The 18,547-nt window shown below is 61.5% G+C and carries 20 protein-coding genes; 11 read left to right on the forward strand and 9 right to left on the reverse strand.

Annotation, left to right across the window (positions count from 1 at the left end; all coding sequences use genetic code 11):
* Positions 1-283 precede the first annotated feature (283 nt).
* Positions 284-1,843 carry a helicase HerA-like C-terminal domain-containing protein gene (locus tag GA0061105_RS23915; protein WP_092753315.1) on the reverse strand — a complete coding sequence of 520 codons (1,560 nt, stop codon included), beginning with the start codon at positions 1,841-1,843 and terminating at the stop codon, positions 284-286.
* Between the two features lie 201 nt (positions 1,844-2,044).
* Here GA0061105_RS23915 and GA0061105_RS23920 point away from each other — a divergent pair, with 201 nt between their 5' ends.
* From GA0061105_RS23920 to GA0061105_RS23930, 3 genes are all read left to right on the forward strand, one after another.
* Positions 2,045-2,440, forward strand: coding sequence for a DUF937 domain-containing protein (locus GA0061105_RS23920; protein ID WP_092753317.1), 396 nt, complete (start codon positions 2,045-2,047; stop codon positions 2,438-2,440).
* Between the two features lie 80 nt (positions 2,441-2,520).
* The gene (locus tag GA0061105_RS23925; RefSeq protein ID WP_092753319.1) at positions 2,521-2,976 is read left to right on the forward strand and encodes an NUDIX domain-containing protein; all 456 of its coding nucleotides are present in this window, start codon (positions 2,521-2,523) and stop codon (positions 2,974-2,976) included.
* A 119-nt stretch (positions 2,977-3,095) separates the two neighbouring features.
* Positions 3,096-3,413, forward strand: coding sequence for a hypothetical protein (locus GA0061105_RS23930; protein WP_064692223.1), 318 nt, complete (start codon positions 3,096-3,098; stop codon positions 3,411-3,413).
* A gap of 12 nt (positions 3,414-3,425) precedes the next feature.
* Here the strand turns inward: GA0061105_RS23930 and zwf are convergent, their stop codons facing one another.
* Entirely contained in the window at positions 3,426-4,943 is a 1,518-nt protein-coding gene (gene zwf / locus GA0061105_RS23935; protein WP_092753321.1) for a glucose-6-phosphate dehydrogenase, read from the reverse strand.
* Between the two features lie 174 nt (positions 4,944-5,117).
* On the reverse strand, positions 5,118-5,996 hold the full coding sequence (locus GA0061105_RS23940) for a LysR substrate-binding domain-containing protein (RefSeq protein ID WP_092753323.1): 879 nt from the start codon (positions 5,994-5,996) through the stop codon (positions 5,118-5,120).
* A 174-nt stretch (positions 5,997-6,170) separates the two neighbouring features.
* Here GA0061105_RS23940 and speB point away from each other — a divergent pair, with 174 nt between their 5' ends.
* The 6 genes from speB to GA0061105_RS23970 all read left to right on the forward strand — a co-directional run bounded on the left by speB (position 6,171) and on the right by GA0061105_RS23970 (position 12,404).
* Positions 6,171-7,229: an agmatinase gene (speB, locus tag GA0061105_RS23945; RefSeq protein WP_092753325.1), complete on the forward strand. Its 1,059-nt coding sequence runs from the start codon at positions 6,171-6,173 to the stop codon at positions 7,227-7,229.
* Between the two features lie 104 nt (positions 7,230-7,333).
* A complete protein-coding gene (locus tag GA0061105_RS23950) occupies positions 7,334-8,416 on the forward strand; it encodes an ABC transporter substrate-binding protein (protein WP_092753327.1) in 1,083 nt (360 codons plus the stop codon).
* 61 nt (positions 8,417-8,477) lie between these two features.
* The gene (locus GA0061105_RS23955; RefSeq protein WP_092753329.1) at positions 8,478-9,512 is read left to right on the forward strand and encodes an ABC transporter ATP-binding protein; all 1,035 of its coding nucleotides are present in this window, start codon (positions 8,478-8,480) and stop codon (positions 9,510-9,512) included.
* On the forward strand, positions 9,509-10,366 hold the full coding sequence (locus tag GA0061105_RS23960) for an ABC transporter permease (RefSeq protein WP_092753331.1): 858 nt from the start codon (positions 9,509-9,511) through the stop codon (positions 10,364-10,366). The genes GA0061105_RS23955 and GA0061105_RS23960 overlap by 4 nt, the downstream gene beginning before the upstream one ends.
* Positions 10,363-11,160 (forward strand): ABC transporter permease, encoded by a 798-nt coding sequence (locus GA0061105_RS23965; protein WP_092753333.1) that lies wholly within the window; start codon positions 10,363-10,365, stop codon positions 11,158-11,160. The genes GA0061105_RS23960 and GA0061105_RS23965 overlap by 4 nt, the downstream gene beginning before the upstream one ends.
* 224 nt (positions 11,161-11,384) lie before the next feature.
* A complete protein-coding gene (locus GA0061105_RS23970; RefSeq protein WP_425348780.1) occupies positions 11,385-12,404 on the forward strand; it encodes an Ldh family oxidoreductase in 1,020 nt (339 codons plus the stop codon).
* A 131-nt stretch (positions 12,405-12,535) separates the two neighbouring features.
* On the opposite strand, the gene tam is transcribed toward GA0061105_RS23970, so the two are convergent.
* The 4 genes from tam to GA0061105_RS23995 all read right to left on the reverse strand — a co-directional run bounded on the left by tam (position 12,536) and on the right by GA0061105_RS23995 (position 16,015).
* Complete coding sequence (gene tam / locus GA0061105_RS23975; RefSeq protein ID WP_092753337.1) at positions 12,536-13,306, reverse strand: trans-aconitate 2-methyltransferase; 771 nt, start codon at positions 13,304-13,306, stop codon at positions 12,536-12,538.
* A 95-nt stretch (positions 13,307-13,401) separates the two neighbouring features.
* Positions 13,402-14,682: a hemolysin family protein gene (locus GA0061105_RS23980; protein WP_092753339.1), complete on the reverse strand. Its 1,281-nt coding sequence runs from the start codon at positions 14,680-14,682 to the stop codon at positions 13,402-13,404.
* Between the two features lie 414 nt (positions 14,683-15,096).
* A complete protein-coding gene (locus tag GA0061105_RS23985) occupies positions 15,097-15,561 on the reverse strand; it encodes a cupin domain-containing protein (protein WP_092753341.1) in 465 nt (154 codons plus the stop codon).
* A gap of 274 nt (positions 15,562-15,835) precedes the next feature.
* Positions 15,836-16,015 carry a hypothetical protein gene (locus tag GA0061105_RS23995; RefSeq protein ID WP_092753344.1) on the reverse strand — a complete coding sequence of 60 codons (180 nt, stop codon included), beginning with the start codon at positions 16,013-16,015 and terminating at the stop codon, positions 15,836-15,838.
* A 258-nt stretch (positions 16,016-16,273) separates the two neighbouring features.
* On the opposite strand from GA0061105_RS23995, the gene GA0061105_RS34095 reads away from it, so the two are divergent.
* Together GA0061105_RS34095 and GA0061105_RS24005 are read left to right on the forward strand one after the other, a co-directional pair.
* Positions 16,274-16,411: a YjiS-like domain-containing protein gene (locus tag GA0061105_RS34095; RefSeq protein ID WP_425348781.1), complete on the forward strand. Its 138-nt coding sequence runs from the start codon at positions 16,274-16,276 to the stop codon at positions 16,409-16,411.
* Positions 16,412-16,626: 215 nt separating this feature from the next.
* Positions 16,627-16,974, forward strand: a complete 348-nt coding sequence (locus tag GA0061105_RS24005; RefSeq protein ID WP_064692235.1) for a YciI family protein — start codon at positions 16,627-16,629, stop codon at positions 16,972-16,974.
* Positions 16,975-17,052: 78 nt separating this feature from the next.
* Here the strand turns inward: GA0061105_RS24005 and GA0061105_RS24010 are convergent, their stop codons facing one another.
* Both GA0061105_RS24010 and GA0061105_RS24015 read right to left on the reverse strand, forming a co-directional pair.
* Complete coding sequence (locus tag GA0061105_RS24010) at positions 17,053-17,781, reverse strand: SDR family oxidoreductase (protein WP_064692236.1); 729 nt, start codon at positions 17,779-17,781, stop codon at positions 17,053-17,055.
* A 23-nt stretch (positions 17,782-17,804) separates the two neighbouring features.
* Positions 17,805-18,533 carry an SDR family oxidoreductase gene (locus tag GA0061105_RS24015; protein ID WP_092753348.1) on the reverse strand — a complete coding sequence of 243 codons (729 nt, stop codon included), beginning with the start codon at positions 18,531-18,533 and terminating at the stop codon, positions 17,805-17,807.
* Positions 18,534-18,547 lie beyond the last annotated feature (14 nt).

Consider the following 18,547-nt stretch of genomic DNA (forward strand, 5'->3'; position numbering starts at 1 on the left):
TTGTTAGTGGGCAATTTAGGGAAGAAAGGCCGAAGGTTCAAGGCAAAGTGGCGATTCTGCATTCTTTCAAGCAAACCGGTGCCGATGCCCCTCACCCTAACCCTCTCCCCGTTCTGACGGGGAGAGGGGACGTGCCGTGCGTGAGGCTGGTGGGGAATGGAAAGGTCGCGGTATCGTCCCTTCGTCCCGTTTAGGGGCTCCGAAGGACCGGTCGAGACCCGTGGCTCGCCCTCGGTCGGCGTCGGCGGGTGGATGAGGGCTCAGGCGCTGGCGCCCAAAACGCCTACCGCTTCAAGCTCCCCAATATCCCACGCACCAGCGCCCGGCCGACCTGGGTGGCGACCGTTCGGGCGACGCTCTTCATCGCCGCTTCCATCACCGTTTCGCGCTGGTAGCCGGAAGACCTGCCGCGTGATTGACCGCGGCCCTGGCGGTTGTCGTCATCGCCGCCGAAGCCAGGCAGGTTCCAGCCGGAGGTCGTGCCCGGCTGCTCTGCCGCTTCTTCCTGCGCGCGCTTGGCGGCCTCGGCCTCCGCTGCCTTTTTGGCGCGGGCCGTCAGCATTTCGAAAGCGGATTCGCGGTCGACGTCCTCGTCATAGACGCCGAGAACGGGGCTCTTGTCCATCACCTGCTGGCGTTCGCCATCGGTAAGCGGGCCAACGCGGCCGGACGGCGGGCGGATCAGCGTGCGCTCGACGATCGACGGCGCGCCCTTGGCCTCCAGCGTCGAGACCAGCGCCTCGCCGGTGCCGAGTGTGGTAATGACGGTGGCGCAATCGAAGGCCGGATTCGGGCGGAAGGTGTCGGCTGCCGTCTTCACCGCTTTCTGCTCACGCGGCGAATAGGCGCGCAGCGCATGCTGGACGCGGTTGCCGAGCTGTGCGAGCACTGTTTCCGGCACGTCGAGCGGGTTCTGTGTGACGAAATAGACGCCGACGCCCTTGGAGCGGATTAGTCGCACCACCTGCTCGACGCGTTCGATCAGCACCTTCGGCGCGTCGTTGAAGAGCAGATGCGCCTCGTCGAAGAAGAAGACCAGCTTCGGCTTTTCCGGATCGCCGACCTCCGGCAATTCCTCGAACAGCTCTGACAGCAGCCAGAGCAGAAAGGTCGCGTAAAGGCGCGGGTTCATCATCAGCTTATCGGCGGCAAGCACCGAGATCTGGCCGTAGCCATTGTTGCTGGTGCGCATGATATCGGAGATCTTCAGCGCCGGCTCACCGAAGAAATGCTCGGCGCCCTGCTGTTCGAGAACGAGCAGCGCCCGCTGGATCGAGCCGACCGAGGCCTTGGAGATCAGGCCGTACTGGCTGGAAAGCTCGGAGGCGTTCTCGCCCATATAGTTCAGCAGCGAGGTGAAATCCTTGAGGTCGAGTAGCGGCAGCCCGGCCTCATCGGCGATCTTGAAGGCGATGTTGATGACGCCTTCCTGCGGCTCGGAAGCATCCATCAGCCGGGCGAGCAGCAGCGGCCCCATCTCGGCGACGGTGGTGCGCACCCGGTGGCCCTTCTCACCGAACAGATCCCAGAAAATCACCGGGAACTGGTCGAATTCATAATCGGCAAAACCGATTTGCTCCGCGCGCTTGGTGAGGAAATCCTTCGGCTCTCCCCTGGCGCCGATGCCGGAAAGATCGCCCTTGATATCGGCCGCAAAGACCGGGACGCCGGCCCGGGAAAAGCCTTCCGCCAGCACCTGCAGCGTCACCGTCTTGCCGGTGCCGGTGGCGCCGGTGACGAGACCGTGGCGGTTGCCGAATTTCAGGTCGAGATATTCCGGCTTATTGATGCTGTCGTCGGGATTGCGGCTCGCGCCGATGAAAATCCTGCCGTCCTCGATCATCCCCAAATGCTCCCTTCGGCTCTGCCGTCATTCGTTGAGAAAGTCCGGCTTCCGCCGCCTTCATCGAACCATCGTTTCCCTGTTATAAGCAGGCAGGCAGATGCGGACAACTGTTTGCATGGGCAACGAAACCGCTGGCTTGAGTTGCCCTCGAATCTCGATTAACGTTGACGTTAACGTCAAAAAAACAGGAGGCTGACGATGAATGAAATTGTGACACAGATTGCCGATCGCGTGGGTATTGCCCCGGAGCAGGCGGAGAAGGCGCTCGGCATGATGCTCGGCTTCCTGCAGCGCGAGGCCGCTGACGGCCCGGTCGCGCGGATGATCGAAGCAATTCCCGGCGGCGCCGATCTCGTCGCCCAGTTCAATGGCGCCGGTGCGGGCGGCGGCGGCGGCCTGCTTGGCGGGCTGATGAGCTCGCTCGGCGGCGGCGGCATCATGGGGCTCGGCCAGCAGCTGATGGGCGAGGGTCTCGGCATGGGCGAGATCACCTCGCTTGCCAAGGAAACCATTGCCATTGCCAAGCAGTATGCCGGCGAAGAGGTCGTCGACGAGGTAGTCGCTTCCGTCCCCGGTCTCAGCCAGTTCGTCTGAGCGACGGCGGAACAGCAGAGCCTCGCGGTATTCGCTGCGAGGCTTTTTTTCTGTTTGTCCGTGTCCCGAAGGAGAGCAGCATGACCATCTGGCGCCCGCCGCAGCAGATCAGGGTGAAGGTGATCGGCCTTGCCTGGCAGCAAGACCGGTTGCTTGCCGCGGAAGTCGAGGATGACAGCGGCCGCATCAAGGGCGTTCGCCCGCTTGGCGGCTCGATCGAATTCGGCGAAACGCGGGAACAGGCCTTGCACCGCGAAATCCGTGAGGAGATCGAGACGGAAATCCGCATCGTCGGCCCCTGGTATCTTCTCGAAAACATCTTCGAACACCATGGCGCAATCGGCCACGAATTCATCTTCGCCGCCGATATCGAGCTGGCAGACAAAAGCCTCTACGAGCGTGACGCGATCCGCTATTCCGAGCTCGACGAGACGGCGGCGACGGCGCGCTGGTTCGGCCGCGACATGCTGCGTGGTGCCGGCCTCGATCTCTATCCGACAGGCCTCGAGAGGGTGCTGTCGCGCTGGGGCGATTAAGTCCCAGGGACGTTTTAATCTGCTCGCCAAACTTTGATCGTCGCCGCCTGCCGGATAGGGAACAAGGGGCGCAGAATGGCTGTTTCTGTCGCATCGCTGACACCAGAAGGAACAGCATCATGCGCAGGTTCATTGCAGCAACGTCGATCGCTCTCCTCAGCCTCTCCGCCCCGGTTCTTGCCCAGTCGAACATGGGCATGGATGCCAGCGGCCGGATCGACGGCACCCCGCCGCTCGGCACCGCGCCGGGCGCCGAGACGCAAAACGGGCTGATCATTCCGCTGGATTCGATCGAAACCGGCAGCATCGACAACGGCGCCCCGACCGGCCGCGTCGATTGGGCGCGCTGTCCGCCGCGCAAGGCCCGCGGCGCGCTCGCCACGCAGGGCGGCAATAGCGGTGCCTCAGTCAGCCCCGCATGCCGCGAGGGCCAATGATACTGGCAGGCTCTATTGGCCGTTCTTGCCCTCGCGGTGCAGGATGACGCCGAGTTCATGCCATTTGCGCCCGTCGCGCTCGATAAGCTCGTCGGCGCAGGCCGGTCCCATTGTGCCCGGCGCATAGGCATCGGGCGTGCTCGCATCCCCAGCCCAGATGTCGAGGAAAGGCTGCACCGCCGCCCAGCCGGCCTCGATGCCGTCGGCGCGCTGGAACAGCGTCTGGTCGCCGATGAAGAGATCGTAGAGCAGCGACTCGTAGCCGGTGGTCTTGCCGATGTCGAATTTGTCGGCATAGCGGAAGTCCAGCGAAACGGGTGTCGTATCGACCGAAAGCCCCGGCGACTTGATCGAGATTTCCATGCTCATGCCCTCGTCCGGCTGCACCTGGATCACCAGCCGGTTCGGCGGCAGGCGTCGGTTGACCTCGGTCTCGCGAAACTGGGCGAAGGGTACCGGCTGAAAGGTGATGACGATCTCGGTGTCGCGCGCCGTCAGCGCCTTGCCGGTTCTGAGGTAAAAGGGCACGCCGGCCCAGCGCCAGGTATCGGCATAGAGCTTCAGCGCCACATAGGTCTCGGTCCGGCTGTCGGGCGAGACGTCCTTGCTGTCGCGGTAGGCGGGAAGATCGACGCCGTTGAGCGGACCGGCCGTATAGGCGCCGCGCACACCATGCGTCTTCGCCTCCTCGGGCGTATAGATGCGCAGCGCCTTCAGCACCTTGCTCTTCTCGTTGCGGATCGCTTCGGCATCGAAGCTGTTCGGCGGTTCCATGGCGATCATCGCCAGGAGCTGGAAGAGATGGTTCGGCACCATGTCGCGCAGCGCGCCTGTGGCGTCGTAGAACTTGCCGCGGCTGCCGACATCGACGACCTCGGCGGCGGTGATCTGCACGTGGTCGATATAGCGGCTGTTCCACAGGGATTCGATGATCATATTGGCGAAACGCGCCGTCATCAGGTTCTGCACCGTCTCCTTGCCGAGGAAATGGTCGAGCCTGTAGACTTGGCTTTCCCCGATCTGGGCGAGGATTTGCGCATTGAGCGCCCGCGCCGATGCAAGATCGGTGCCGAACGGTTTCTCGATGGCGACGCGGCGGAAGGTGCCGTCCTTTTCATCGGTCAGCCCATGGGCGGCAAGCTTTTCGACGATCGTGCCGAATAAGGACGGCGGCACCGCGAGGTAGAAGGCGGCATTGGCGTTCGGCCCCAGCCGCTTGCCGACCTCGACGAAAATATCGTCCTTGGTGAAATCTCCCGGCATATAGGAAATGCGCCGGCGCAGGCTCTCCCAGGCCTCGTCCTTGACCGTCTGTTCCTCGCCGTTCAGATGATTGAGAAATGCATCGAGCCGCCCGCGCAGGAATTCGTCGTCGCCTGCTTCGATGCCGATCCCGAGAATGCTGAGATCTTCGCCGACGAGGCGCTGTCGCGTCAGGTTGATTATCGCCGGCACCAGGAGCCGACGCGTCAGATCGCCGGTGGCGCCGAAGATGACAAGTGTGACCGGCGGGGTAGGGGCAGCGTGCATGTGTCTCATCTCCGAGATTGTGCGGCCGACTATAATGCCTGCCGGTTTCGCCGCAACATAGGCGGCGAGGGGTAACAGGCATTTGACGGCGGCGCGGATGCCGCGGCTAGGTAGGTTTCCAAGGAGTGCGGCGATGTCCCGGTTGGCGCTCAGCCTAGCTCCCCTCGACCATACTCAGTTGCGGACGAGCGAAGCATAGAACCAGTCGATGAAGACCCGAACGATGGGTGTAGCATGAGCCTCGGTTCGGCAAGCCACATAGACCGCGTCGTTGGCCGGAACCCTAAGTTCGAATGGCGCGATCAGCTCGCCACGCGCAATCATGTGCGCGGTGGTGATGTTGTCTCCGAGCGCAACGCCATGACCGTGCATGGCGGCCTCGATCGACAGGCGCGCGTCGCTCATCATGTGCTGGCGCGCCGGCAGCGCAATGCCGGCGGCGGTCAGCCAGGTGTTCCACTCATTGCCGCGATCGGCGTGCAGCAGCATGTGGTCGCGCAGGTCGCGCGGGGAGCGCAGTGGACGCCTGTTCATGAGCGCCGGGCTGACGACAGGGAAGAGCTCCATCCGGCTCCACAGGCGCGACCAATAATTGGGCCAGTTGCCGCCGCCGTAGAGAATGCACAGGTCGACATTCGTGGAGCTCAGATTGTTCGGGTCGTTCGAGGCGCGCAGGTCGAGCTGGACGTCGGGATATTGATCGGTGAATTCCTGCAGCCGCGGGATAAGCCACAGCGACAATACTGCAGCAACACAGGTCACGCGCAGCGTGCCGCCGGTCGCGGGCCGGGTCATCGCGGCTTTCGCTGCTGCGATGTCCGAAAATGCGTTGGAGACGACCGGCATCAGCAACGCGCCCTGGCTTGTAAGCTTCAGCCATTTGCCGCCGCGTTCGAACAGGCGCACGCCTAGCGATTCCTCCAATGTGCGTATCTGATGGCTGATCGCGCCGTGGGTAACATTCAACTCGCGGCCCGCCGCGGACACCGATCCATGGCGGGCGGTTGCCTCAAACGCGCGTAGCGGGTTGAGGGGCGGCAGACGGCTGGACATAAGGCAATGACCTGTGAGAAAATCTCGCACGAAGCTGTATATTAATATCAATTGATTTTCCAGCAAGCTTGCCGTTCAATCACTGAAAGAAGCCATCGGCCTCTGCGGCAAAGCTGCAGCCGAGGACCGATTTGCCATCCTGATCGCAACATCGTCACCCTCAAGAAGGCCGTCATGTCCTGGAATGAAACCAAGCTTTCCGAACTCCGAGCCAGATATGGCGACAGCCACGGCGGTGAGCTGCACCATCCTGAGTTCCGCAAGGTCGCGGAAAAGATCTTCAACAAGAGCGGCACCCGGCTCGCGCCCTATTCGGGAATCCCGACATTCCTCTCCGCCCCGCTGATGCAGGTCGATAACGAGAACCCGGATTTCGGTGATCTGCAGGTCGCGATCCTCGGCGTGCCGATGGATCTGGGCGTGACGAACCGCCCGGGCTCGCGCTTCGGACCGCGTGCGTTGCGCGCCATAGAGCGGATCGGGCCTTACAATCATGTGCTCGGCTGCGCGCCGGTTCAGGAACTGCGCGTGGCAGACATTGGCGATGTGGCGTTTCAGAGCCGTTACCGGCTGGAATTGTCGCATGAGGATATCGAAAAACGCGTAGCGCAGATCGTTGCCGCAGGTGTGCTGCCGCTCTCGGTAGGCGGTGACCACTCGATCACCCATCCGATTCTGCGGACCGTTGGCAAGGAGCGGCCAGTCGGCATGATCCATATCGACGCCCATTGCGACACCGGCGGTGCTTACGACCTCACCAAGTTCCACCACGGCGGGCCGTTCCGCAACGCGGTGCTCGACGGTGTGCTCGACCCGACGCGCGTGGTTCAGATCGGAATTCGCGGGTCGGCGGAATATCTCTGGGAGTTTTCTTATGCCTCGGGCATGACGGTGATGCATGCCGAGGAGATCTCGGCAATGGGCATTCCTGCAATTATCGAAAAGACGAAGGCCATCATCGGTGACGGGCCGACCTATCTTTCCTTCGACATCGACAGCCTCGATCCGTCTTTCGCGCCGGGCACCGGCACGCCGGAGATTGGCGGCTTCACCACCCGCGAGGCGCTGGAGCTCATCCGCGGCTTCAAGGGCGTGAACCTGGTCGGCGGCGATGTCGTCGAGGTCGCGCCCCAGTATGACGCTACCACCAACACAGCCCATGCCGGCGCGCAGATGCTGTTCGAAATATTGAGCCTGATGGCGTTCAGCCCGGCAATCCGCCGTGCCGCCTGACGGCCCTGGCCGCAACTCAAAGCCAGGAACGAAAAGAAGGCTGCAAAGGCCTCGAATACATTGAAAGAGGGAAGCGGCGTGCCGCATCGGTTAGGAGAAAGACGATGACGAAATTGACAATGAACCGCCGCACTGTGCTCGGCGTCGGAATAGGTGCGGGTGTAGCCATGTTGGCAATGCCCAATGTGCTGCGCGCTCAGGACAAGTCGCTGAAGGTCGGTGTTTATGGCGGCTACTTCAAGGACTCGTTCGACAAGAACATCTTTCCGGAGTTCACCAAGGCGACCGGCATCGCGGTCGAATCCGTCGCAGAGCCGACCGGCGAGGCTTGGCTGGTGCAGATGCAGCAGGCAGCCAAGGCAGGCCAGGCGCCGGCTGACGTTTCGATGATGTCGCAGGTGTCGATGCGCAAGGGTCAGGCCACAGAGCTCTGGGCTCCGCTCGACCTCGCCAAGATCAAGAACTCCAGCAACCTGCTTGAGCGGTTCGTCAACAAATACCAGGATGGCCGCGTCGCCGGCATCGGCGCGGTCTCATGGTTCATCACCCTGGTCACCAACACCGATGCTTACAAGGAAGCGCCGACCAGCTGGACGGCGCTGTGGGATCCGGCCAATGCCGACAAGCTCGGTCTGCTGGCGCTCGTCTCCAACTCCTTCCTGCTCGACGTGACGGCAAAGACCTATTTCGGCGGCGCCCAGGCGCTCGACACCGAGGAGAACATCCTCAAGGTCTTCGCCAAGCTGGCCGAGCTGAAGCCGAATGTCCGCCTGTGGTATCGCGACGAGGCGCAGTTCGAACAGGCGCTAAAGTCGGGTGAAATCCCGATGGGACAGTATTATCACGACGTGACCGGCCTCGCCGCCGCGGACGGTCAACCCGTTCGCTCGACCTTCCCCAAGGAGGGCGGCATCCAGGACGCGGGCTCGTGGGCGCTGTCGAAGGCGTCGCAGAAGACGGAAGAGGCGCATATCTTCATCGACTATATGTGTCAGCCGTCCATCCAGGCCGTGCTGTCACGCAAGGTAGGCACGTCGCCAACGGTCAAGCGCGAAACGACCGACCTGAACGAGAAGGAATTTGCGGCGGTTTCCTCCGACATCGAACCGATCATTCCTCACTACGACATGTACATCTCCAAGGCCGACTGGCTGAACGAGAAGTGGACGGAAATGATCGCCAGCTGACACTAATCGTGCTTTCGCAGGACCCTGTTCAGGGGCCTGCCTTTCGGTTGGGAAGAGGCATATGTCGGGACTCACGCTTCAGAATATCGTCAAGGACTTCAGCGTCATTCGCGCCGTCGACAATGTCGACCTGACGGTGCCGCACGGCGCATTCGTCTGTCTGCTCGGCCCCTCCGGCTGCGGCAAGACCACCTTGCTGCGGATGATTGCAGGTCTCGATCTGCCGACATCGGGCCGCATCACGCTCAACGGGAAAGACATCACCAGGACACCGACGCACCAGCGCGAGCTTGGCATGGTGTTCCAGTCGCTGGCGCTGTTCCCGCACCTGACGGTAGGCGAGAATATCGCCTATCCACTGCGCATTCGCGGCCGGCCGAAGGACGAGCAGGCAAAGCGCGTCCAAGAGCTGCTGGCGATGATTTATTTGCCGGGCTACGCTGATCGAGCCGTGTCGAAACTTTCGGGCGGCCAGAGGCAGCGCGTCGCAATCGCTAGGGCACTGGCGATTTCGCCAAAACTCTTTCTGCTCGACGAGCCGCTGTCGGCGCTCGACGCCAAGCTGCGCGAAGCCATGCAGGTGGAGCTTCGCCAGCTTCATCAGCGGCTCGGCATCACCACGATCGCCGTCACGCACGACCAGCGCGAGGCGATGACTATGGCCGATACGGTCGTGGTGATGAACGGCGGTCAGATACGCCAGGCGGCGTCCCCGACCGAGATTTATCGCAGACCGGCAGACAGCTTCGTCGCGGATTTCATTGGCCAGACAAATCTGGTCGAGGCCAGGCGGGAGGGCGGCGCGGTCAGCATATTGGGGCAGCCGGTCGCCGACCTGTCGCTGTCGGCAGGGATCGAGCGCGCCACGCTCTCGATCCGGCCGGAAGACGTGCGCCTGGGCCCGCCGAGGGCCGGTGCACTGACGGGCGAGGTCACCTTCGTGCGCGATCTCGGCGGCGTCGTCGAAACCTTTGTCAATGTCGGCGGTCAGCAGTTCATTGCAGTCTCGACGCCGCGCGAGCGCCCTGACGTCGCGGTTGGCCAGACGGTGGGCATTGCGCTCACCAACAAGGACTGCGTGGTGCTCGAGCAATGAGACGCGAAGCCCCCCAGACGCTTGGCGACTATGCCCCGCTAGCCTTTCCGGCGATCATGCTGATCGTCTTCTTCGTCGTGCCTTTCGGCACCATGATTTCCGTCAGCTTCTTCAAGCGCCAGCAAGGCGCCTTCTACACACCTGATTTTGTCTTCGACAATTATTTCCGCTTCCTCTCTGCCTTTTTTGGCGGAGTGCTCAGCTTCTCGCTGATCCTCGCGATTGCGGTGGCCGTCATGTGTGTCGTTCTGGCCCTGCCTTTCACATATCTGCTGATCCGTATGAAGCGGAGCACCCAGGTGGTCTGGCTGGTCGCACTCCTCTCGATCCTGTCCCTTTCAGAGGTAATCATCGGTTTCGCCTGGTCGACGCTGTTTTCTCGCACGGCCGGCATCACCAACCTGTTCGTGTGGCTCGGCCTCATGCAGCAGGCAGTCGCCCTGACGCCAAGCATCGGGGCCGTTGTCACGGGCATGGTCTATCAGGCCTTCCCCTATACAGTCCTGGTCCTCTATCCCGCGTTGGTGCGGCTTGATCCGACGCTTTCGGAGGCCGCGCGTACGCTCGGCGCTTCGCCGGTCAAGGCCTTCTTCACCGTCGTCGTGCCTGCGCTGCGCGATACGATCGTCGCCACGCTGATCATGGTCTTCATCTTCGCGCTCGGGTCCTATCTGTTGCCGCAACTGCTCGGCCGCCCGCAGCACTGGACGTTTTCCGTGCACATTACCGACCAGGCGATCTATCAATCGAACATGCCCTTCGCGGCTGCCATGGCGGTTTTCCTTGTGTTGGTCACACTAGCCCTTGTAGCGCTGACCCTGCTCGGTGGCCGCCGAGGAGGGGCGATCAAATGACCATTCTCCGCAACGTTCTTTTCGGGGTCGTCGGACTGTTTCTCGCTCTGCCGCTGATCGTCGTCGCCGGCGTGTCGGTCAACGCCAGGCAGAGCCTCACCTTCCCGCCGCAAGGCTTCTCGCTCGGCTGGTACGGTCAAATATTTCTCGATATGGAATGGCGCAACGCGCTGATTGCGTCACTTGTGCTCGCGCTCTCGTCGGCGGCGCTGGCAGTGCTGATCGCCTTGCCGCTAGCCTGGTTCCTATGGCGCCGCTACGCGCCCTGGGCCAATATCTTCCAGTTGCTCGGAGTGGCGCCCTTTACCTTGCCCCCGGTTATCACTGCGCTCGGCCTGCTGACTTTCTGGGCCACGACCGGATTTTACGGGCAGTCGTGGACGGCGGTGATCGGCCACGCCATCTTCTTCGTCACGTTGCCGCTGGTGACCATTTCGCTCGGCTTTTCGGCTATCGACCGCTCGCTGGTAGAGGCCGCCTCGACCTTGGGCGGCGACGACCGCACCGTGTTCCGAACCATCGTTCTCCCCCTGATTTCGCCGTACATCGTGTCAGGCTACGCTTTTGCCTTTGTTCTGTCGCTCAACGAATACATCGTTGCCTACATGACGGTCGGTTTCACGATGGAAACGCTGCCGATCAAGATCTTCAATTCGCTGCGTTACGGCTACACGCCGACCATGGCGGCGGTGACGGTCCTGTTCGTGGCGACGGCAGCGATCGTCTTCAGCCTCGTCGCGCGCTTCGGTGACCTGCCGAAACTGCTTGGCGCGATGACGTCAAACGAACCGTGATCGCAGCAACCCATCCCGCCACGGAACGCCAGTGCGTTCCGCGGTGCTTTTCTACGCGGCGGCGATCATTTGATGAACGTTCTGAAAGCCGAACTGATAGCAACGATGGCGCAACTGGGTTGCAGGACGGTCGAAGACTTGCCAGCGCGTCGGTGGCCGAAAGGCAGGACGGCGAAAGCCAAATTTGATCTCGGATGGAGAATTGCGTGACTGAAGCCGTTACGATGAGCGTCGAAGCCCTGCAAAATCGAGTCGTTGCCATCTTAGAGCGCGCAGGGTTGAACAAGATCCAGGCGGCGGCTTTGGCCCATGTCATCGTGGCCGGAGAACGCGATGCCTGCAAGTCGCACGGAATTTACCGCATCGAGGGTGCGCTGCGCACGGTAAAGGCGGGCAAGGTGAAGCCCGATGCCGCTCCTGTCCTTGAGCCGAATGACGGCAGCGCCATCGTCAGGGTCGACGCGCAGGGCGGTTTCGCCAGCGCGGCGTTTGAACTGGGCGTACCCGCACTGGCGGAACGCGCCAAGCGGCTTGGCATCGCCGCCATGGTTATCAATGATTGCTCGCATTTTTCAGCCCTGTGGCCGGAGGTGGAGGCACTGACCGCGCACGGCCTGGCAGCATTGATGATGTGCCCGAGCTATGCGACGGTTGCCCCATCCGGAGGCAGCAAGCCTCTGCTCGGCACCAATCCATTTGCCTTCGGCTGGCCTCGCAAGGACCAGCCGCCCTATGTGTTCGATTTTGCCACGTCGGTGGCCGCGCGCGGCGAGATCGAACTGCACCGTCGCGCTGGCAAGCAACTGCCGGACGGTTGGGCGATCGATGCTGAAGGCAATCCCACCACTGACCCGGTTGCTGCGCTCGAAGGCGCAATGATGCCCTTCGGCGGCCACAAGGGGTCCGCCATCGCCACCATGATAGAGCTGCTCGCCGGAATCATGATCGGCGATCTCACCAGCCCCGAGGTTCTAGACTACCTCGGAACGACGACCTTGGCGCCGTTTCATGGCGAATTGATCATTGCAATGTCACCCCAGACCTTCGCCAGGGGCCGCCCCGGCGATCCGTTCGCGCGCGCCGAAATCCTCTTCGAAACGATCGTCGGACAAGGCGCGCGGCTGCCATCGCAGCGCCGCTTCGCCGCGCGCATCAAATCGGACGCCGAAGGCATCAGCTTGACTGCAGCGGAGATCGCCCAACTGGATACGCTGTTGGCCGGCGGACTGACCGCCGTTAACTGATGCATGTCGCCCGGAATGTCAGCGGTTTCCGGCCAACGACAGACCGATCGACATCGAGGTCCTCAAAGTGCAGGCCATGTAAAACCATTGTCGCATGGGTGCGAAGCGCGAGCATGCCGGCCGCAGCCGGGTCATTTCTTCACCGCCACCATGAAAATCCGCGGGAATCGCAGCAGCACCCGCCCGTCCGACAGCTTCGGATAGGCCTTTTCCACCCGTTCGAGGTAATCGGCCAGGAAGGCCTCGCGATGGCTGTCGCCGGCATGGGCGAGATAGGGCATCAGCCCGGTTCCCTTGACCCATTCGACGATATCAGCCGCATCGGCCATCGGATGATTGTAGATGCTGTGCCAGATATCGACGCGCGCGGCCTTGGCGATCAGCCTGTCGTAATAGGCGGACGGCGGGGGCAGGGGTTTGCGGCGCACGCTTTTTGCCTCGAAGGCCGCCTTCCAGGGTCCGGCATGGGCGGTCTCTTCCATCGCCAGGTGCGAGGGTTCGCCGAGATTGTCGGGCATCTGCACGGCAAGAACGCCGCCTTCGCAAAGCCCGTCCATCAGTCGTTCGAAGACGTCGAGGTGATTGGGCAGCCATTGGAAGACCGCATTGGCAAACAGCAGATCGGCCGGTTCGGCCGGGTGCCAGCTGGCGAGATCAGCCTCGACGAAGGCTGTGCCGGGCAGCCGCTTGCGCGCCGACTCCAGCATGTTGATGTCGCTGTCGAGGCCGGAGATGCCGGCAGCCCCATAACGCTCGATGATGAGTTCGGTGGAATTGCCCGGCCCGCAGCCGAGATCTATGGCGCGACGGAGACTCTGCAGCGGCACCTGCGCCAGAAGATCGTGCGCCGGCCGGGTGCGCTCGTCCTCGAACTTCACATATTGGCTGGCGGACCATGCCATGGCGGTACCTCCTGCTGTCGGGCCACATCTTCCAGGTGGCGATGCGGATATTGTCGATGTTGCGGCCCTCAAGCTTCACGACACCGGCAAAGCCGTCATCCGCGATCCTCGGTCACAAGTATTTTGTCCACGCGCCTTCCGTCGAGATCGATGACCTCGAAGCGCCACCCATCTCTCGTGAAGCTCTCCCCCAATTCCGGCAGATGTTTCAGCTCCTCCAGCACCAGGCCGGCTACAGTCTGATATTCGAGATCGTCGTCGAGCTTGAGATTCAGGAACTCGGCGAATTCGTCGATCGGCGTCCAGCCGGATACGAGATAGGAACCGTCGTCTCGACGCGCGATGGCCTGCTCGTCGACCGGACCCTCCTGGAGCGCGCCCATGATCGCTTCTAGAATGTCGCCAGACGAAACAATCCCCTCGAAATGGCCGTACTCATCAAACACCAGCACCATGTGAACAGGCGATTTCCTGATCGCTTCGATCACGCTGGTGGCGGTTGCAAGGTCCGAAACGACCGGAACGTCCTGCGTCAGAGCCTTGATGTCGGCGCTGCCGTGTTCGGACATCGAGTCGTAAAAATCCTTGACCGGAAGGATGCCGATCACCTCGTCGGAACTGCCTTTGCGAACCGGCAACCGAGACCGTTTTGTCCGGTGCAGCTGCGCCCGGATTTCATCGAGGCTGTCGTCGATATCGATAATTTCAACATCCCGCCGCGGCGTCATCAGCGCCCGGGCGGTGCGGTCCGCCAGCCGCATGACGCCTGAGATCATCGCGGACTCCTCGCTTTCGATGACACCCGCCGACTGCGCCTCGGCCAGAACGGTCTTGATCTCTTCGTCGGAGACGTTGTCGCCAACTTTTCCTGTTTGGCCGAGCAGCTTGAGCACAAGATTTCCCGAGGCGTTCAGAAGCCAGACGAGCGGCAACGCAATTTTTGAAAGGACTGCCATTGCGGGTGCGACCCTCGCCGCAACCGCTTCGGGTTCGCGCAATGCGATCTGCTTTGGAACAAGTTCGCCGACGATCAGGGAAAGATAGGTGATTGCAACGACGACGGAACCGACGCCAATGGCGTCGGCGGCAGTCGACGACACGCCCTGAGCTTCCAGCCATCCGGCCAGGCGGCCCCCGAGCGTGGCGCCTGAGAAAGCACCGGAGAGAACGCCGACCAGCGTGATGCCGATCTGAACGGTGGAGAGAAAGCGACCGGGCGTTTCGGCAAGTTTGATTGCTTGAGCTGCACCCTTGCTCCCATTGTCGGAGAGAACCTTCAGGCGGGCCGTTCGAGAAGACACGACGGCGAGCTCAGACATGGCGAGCACACCATTCAGGATGGTGAGAAACGCCACAATTCCAATTTCCAGAAACACAGGGACCCTATTCGTTGAGGTTTTGATACCGCATAAGGTGAGGCGGCGGGGCTTTCGCAGAGACGCTATATATGCGCATCACCCATCGGCAAAGCTTTCTGTGAGCCCGGCTGGGTGCGAGGCGAGGCAGACATCGTCACACCGTTTACAACAGGCGCCGGTATCTTCTGCGGCGGCTTTCCGGTTTGACCGGGCGGAGCTTGTACTGGATGGGTCGCTATCAGGCATGGCGCAATTTTGGCGGTGAAATAGGCCCGGCGCAAGAGGCGCTGGGCGAATTCCTTATAGCGCCTTGATGTGACAGTTTCGAAAAATGGCGGCAAACATGCCTTCCGGCGGGGAATTTCAGGGGAATTCGCATTCATGCGTGATGCCGAAGACGCAAGAACGTTCCGGCATCACGCTCTCAAAATGTCAGGCCGCCAGAATGGTGATCCCATAAGCATTGGCAGCGGCCGTCATTCGGGCGATGGTCTCAGGCGAGGGGGCTTTCAGCGGCTCGCTCGTGCCTTCGGCTTCGATGAATTCGGCCATGTCGCGATCGACGATCGCCGAGAACACCGCCGGAACGGGCCCAGGATTGGCATAGCCGTGCACCATGAACGGTGGGATGGTGACGATGTCACCGGCGCCGGCCTCGATTTCTTCGAGGCCGCTGTCGGTCAGCCGCCAGATCGTCAGACGGCCCTCGAGGATGCGGAACACCTCCGGGCTTGCATGCGCATGTTTCGGCGTCCGGCTGCCTGGCGGCACGGTGACGTCGAAGATGTTGAGCCAGGTTCCGCGTATACGGACTTGTCGTTCGATGCGGTCGCCGAGCACGAAAAAGCGCTTTGCTTCTTCTCCGGCAGGCTTTGTCACAAATGAGTTGGACATCATGTCTCTTTCTTCTTCTTAGCGAGGCTTTTCTTGTAGGCGCCTTCTTGCCGGCGCAGCCGTTAGACCTTTGCGCCGCCTTTGGCAACCGCCCCGTTGCCGGGGACAAGATCGGCGGATGGCTTCGGCGCCGGATATGGCTGATGGAGCCGTCGCGGCGGATATCGGTGCGGCGGGCCGTTTCCGCAAGGTCCCTGATCCAGGGCGGCCTGCGTGAAAATGACACGGCCTGCCGCCGCCTTGATGATCCTGCGGCCGGCTCGCCGCGATGGGCGCGTCACACATACCATTCGAGCGCGTGCAACGGCTCATCACGTAATTGGGCCAAACCAGCAAATGTCATTGCTTCAAACGCAGCGCCCTCAATGGTCAGGCCTGCCGGAACATCGTTTGGTGTGAAGTTCGATAAAACCCACGTGGGTAAGCCCGCTGCCTTCATGATGAAAAGCACCTTCACGAAGTCCTGCGGGTCGGCGGGCGCTATTCCCTCAAGATCGTGTCACTCATCAAACCACGGCCATGGTCCGCGCACCGTCTTGTCATCCGCTCGGATCAAGCACCAGAAACCAGCGTGTCGATTTCGGCCGATCCTGTCCGATTAAGACGGAGCGCCGTGAGCCAGGTCAAAGGAGAGACAAGTATGGCTGCCACTATGCATTCCGAACAAGTCGAACTACGGTCGCCGCGTGTCGTGCGCACTTTACAGGCCGTTTGGATGCTGCTGAAACATCAGCGAAGGTACCGCCGAAGCTTGAGCGAGCTCTCGCGGTTTAATTCTCGCCTGCTCCGTGACATCGGCTTGGCGCCCCCAGAGTCTCCACTGGAAAGATCGGAGAATGACCTCTCCACCTAGACGATCAGAGTGCTGGAACGAGAATCCGTCCACGATTGCTGACCCGCCGGTATGAGTGCGTTTGCCTTTAGCTGCGCCGTTTCATGTCGCCCCTCTTCCTCTAGTCGCCGCATCCCGGCGAGAGGGAATGCAGTCGTTCTCATGCATTATTTTGCTCTTTGTCGATTCGCGGTGTTCAACTGCGACTAATATCGGCAGCACCATGGAGGAACCGGATGCGCTACCTTTGTCTCTTCTACATCGATCAAACACTTGCCGATGCCGCCAGCAAGGAGGAATGGGCCGAGATCGACCGGCAGTCCTTGGCTTCCAATGAAGAACTCCAACGATCAGGCCACTATCTCGCCTCCAACGCTCTTGCCGACCCAAAGACCGCAAAGACATTGCGCGTTCGGGCCGGCAAGGCAAGTTGGACCGACGGGCCCTTCGCAGAGACCAAGGAGCATCTGGGTGGCTTCCTGCTCATCGAAGCGAAGAACCTTGCGGAGGCAATGGAGATCGCGGTGCGGGACCCGCTCGCTCGGATGGGGGCGATCGAGGTGCGCGAGACCGCCGGCTTTTAGAGTCGAGGTGTCCGGGCAAGATCAATGAGGTAGGGGAGAGCAACAGGTCGCCCGCGGAGGAAAACACTGGGGCTATACCTACACGTCGAAATTTGTCGGCAAGACAATCATGTCCCGGATCGTGACGTTTCGCGGGCGGGTCAGCATGAAGATGATAGCATCGGAGACCTCTGAGGGTTCGATCAGACTGCCATTGGCTTTTGCCTTTTCAAGGTTTTCTGCGGGCCAATCGGCAAGCAGAGCGGAAACGACCGGGCCGGGCGACACCTGGCTGACCCTGATGCCGTGATTTTTCAACTGCCGGCGCATGATCTGGACGAAACTGGTAATCGCCCATTTGGAGCTGGAATAGACCGGCTCCCATTGGATCGGCGCATGGCCGGCTACTGAGCAAGTGACCAAAATGTCCCCGGTCCCGCGTTCGATCATATGCGGAGCGATGTCGCGGACGTTCTTCATGACGGCGTTCACGTTGAGATTCAGCATCCGATCGATTGCCGCGGTATCGGTATCGATAAGATCCCCGCCAATGTAGGACCCTGCATTGCAGTGCAGGATGTCGAGGTGATCGACCTTTGCCAGGATTTCCGGCACCATGGCCGCACAACTTGCGGCGTCCAGAAGATCGGTGACCTGCATGACTACGGCGTCGCCGAACTCGGCAGCGTACGTTTCCAGCGCCTGTCTGTTATAGTCGACCATCACGACCTTGGCGCCGGCATCGACCAGGGCACGGGTCGTCGCCAGCCCGATACCGGAAGCTGCGCCGGTTACCGCAGCGATCTTTCCTTCGAGTAGTTTAGTCATCGTCTTGTCTCACCTTTTGATTTTCAGACAGCAAGGAAGCCGCCATCGACTGGCAGTACTGCACCAGTGATCATCGGGGCGTCCTCTGAAATAAGCAGTGCGATCGAGCGCGCGACATCGTCGACCGCAGCGAAACGCGCCATCGGGTGGCGAACGATCATCGGGTCACGTTTGGAAGGCTCGGACCACGCCTTCGCGGCAAGCTCCGTCATAGTAACCGTAGGCGCCACTGCATTGACCCGGATTCCGTAGGCGCCGAGCTCCTTGGCCATGACACGTGTCGCGCCTTCCAATCCCGCCTTCGATGCGGCGTAAGCCACGTGATCCACGAAACCCCGATGTCCGGCGATCGAGGTCACATTCACGATCGTACCGCCGCCGCCGTCTGCAATGCGAGCCCGCGCGAACTCCTGCGCACAAATCAGCGCAGCCCGCAGGTTGATGCCGAGGACCTGCTCATAGCCCTCCTCTGTCATATCGATGACGCTTTCAAGCACGTTGGTTCCCGCGCAATTGATCAGCGCGTCTGCCAGTCCCGCCTTCTTCATGGCGGCGCGTGCTGCTGCATTGTCGGCGAGATTGACTGATATTACCGTCGCGCCGAACTTTGCCGCAAGATCATCCAGATCGGCCTGCGTACGCGATAAGGCTACGATTCGTGCGCCACGGTGGGTGAGCAGTTCAACGCAGGCCCGACCGATACCCTTGCCAGCACCGGTGATGATTACCGTTTTTCCTGTAAAGTCCGACATGGTTGATCCTTCCG

The sequence above is a fragment of the Rhizobium aethiopicum genome (assembly GCF_900094625.1).
Taxonomy (GTDB): Bacteria; Pseudomonadota; Alphaproteobacteria; order Rhizobiales; family Rhizobiaceae; genus Rhizobium; species Rhizobium aethiopicum.

Excerpts from the sequence above, each read along its gene's own strand:
- GA0061105_RS23915 (WP_092753315.1), bottom strand. The coding sequence starts at position 1,843 with ATGATCGAGGACGGCAGGATTTTCATCGGCGCGAGCCGCAATCCCGAC.
- GA0061105_RS23920 (WP_092753317.1), top strand. The coding sequence starts at position 2,045 with ATGAATGAAATTGTGACACAGATTGCCGATCGCGTGGGTATTGCCCCG.
- GA0061105_RS23925 (WP_092753319.1), top strand. The coding sequence starts at position 2,521 with ATGACCATCTGGCGCCCGCCGCAGCAGATCAGGGTGAAGGTGATCGGC.
- GA0061105_RS23930 (WP_064692223.1), top strand. The coding sequence starts at position 3,096 with ATGCGCAGGTTCATTGCAGCAACGTCGATCGCTCTCCTCAGCCTCTCC.
- zwf (WP_092753321.1), bottom strand. The coding sequence starts at position 4,943 with ATGCACGCTGCCCCTACCCCGCCGGTCACACTTGTCATCTTCGGCGCC.
- GA0061105_RS23940 (WP_092753323.1), bottom strand. The coding sequence starts at position 5,996 with ATGTCCAGCCGTCTGCCGCCCCTCAACCCGCTACGCGCGTTTGAGGCA.
- speB (WP_092753325.1), top strand. The coding sequence starts at position 6,171 with ATGTCCTGGAATGAAACCAAGCTTTCCGAACTCCGAGCCAGATATGGC.
- GA0061105_RS23950 (WP_092753327.1), top strand. The coding sequence starts at position 7,334 with ATGACGAAATTGACAATGAACCGCCGCACTGTGCTCGGCGTCGGAATA.
- GA0061105_RS23955 (WP_092753329.1), top strand. The coding sequence starts at position 8,478 with ATGTCGGGACTCACGCTTCAGAATATCGTCAAGGACTTCAGCGTCATT.
- GA0061105_RS23960 (WP_092753331.1), top strand. The coding sequence starts at position 9,509 with ATGAGACGCGAAGCCCCCCAGACGCTTGGCGACTATGCCCCGCTAGCC.
- GA0061105_RS23965 (WP_092753333.1), top strand. The coding sequence starts at position 10,363 with ATGACCATTCTCCGCAACGTTCTTTTCGGGGTCGTCGGACTGTTTCTC.
- GA0061105_RS23970 (WP_425348780.1), top strand. The coding sequence starts at position 11,385 with ATGAGCGTCGAAGCCCTGCAAAATCGAGTCGTTGCCATCTTAGAGCGC.
- tam (WP_092753337.1), bottom strand. The coding sequence starts at position 13,306 with ATGGCATGGTCCGCCAGCCAATATGTGAAGTTCGAGGACGAGCGCACC.
- GA0061105_RS23985 (WP_092753341.1), bottom strand. The coding sequence starts at position 15,561 with ATGATGTCCAACTCATTTGTGACAAAGCCTGCCGGAGAAGAAGCAAAG.
- GA0061105_RS34095 (WP_425348781.1), top strand. The coding sequence starts at position 16,274 with ATGCTGCTGAAACATCAGCGAAGGTACCGCCGAAGCTTGAGCGAGCTC.
- GA0061105_RS24005 (WP_064692235.1), top strand. The coding sequence starts at position 16,627 with ATGCGCTACCTTTGTCTCTTCTACATCGATCAAACACTTGCCGATGCC.
- GA0061105_RS24010 (WP_064692236.1), bottom strand. The coding sequence starts at position 17,781 with ATGACTAAACTACTCGAAGGAAAGATCGCTGCGGTAACCGGCGCAGCT.
- GA0061105_RS24015 (WP_092753348.1), bottom strand. The coding sequence starts at position 18,533 with ATGTCGGACTTTACAGGAAAAACGGTAATCATCACCGGTGCTGGCAAG.